Source organism: Paraburkholderia sp. SIMBA_027 (assembly GCF_046535315.1).
Lineage (GTDB): Bacteria > Pseudomonadota > Gammaproteobacteria > Burkholderiales > Burkholderiaceae > Paraburkholderia > Paraburkholderia tropica.
In genome coordinates, this window is sequence record NZ_JAWRWY010000496.1 from 1 (window position 1) to 275 (window position 275).

The following is a 275-nucleotide window of genomic DNA, read 5'->3' on the forward strand; positions in this document are numbered from 1 at the left end:
CCATCCTCATCCTCCGAAACAACGACGAGGAACGGCCGGCCGGAAACCGGTGAAAAACTCTGGCTGCCGAAAGGATGGCGCTCCATCATCCCGACCTCATAGGGAAAGGCGCGCGACTGGCCACGGAAAAGATTGATGATGACGCGTGCGCCCTCGCCCGCCGCCTCGGCAGAAGCAAGCGCATGAAACCGTTCGGTCGTGCCGCCATTGATGTAGCGCATCGTCGAAGGATCGGCCTCGATCACATCGCCGAAGGGCGCGAAGGCGGCTTTGGT

Annotated in this window: 1 protein-coding gene; it reads right to left on the bottom strand. The window is 61.8% G+C overall.

The annotated features are described in order from the left end of the window. Nucleotides 1-275: ureidoglycolate lyase (locus SB764_RS39980; RefSeq protein ID WP_410866744.1), on the bottom strand; the 275-nt coding region annotated here is incomplete at both ends.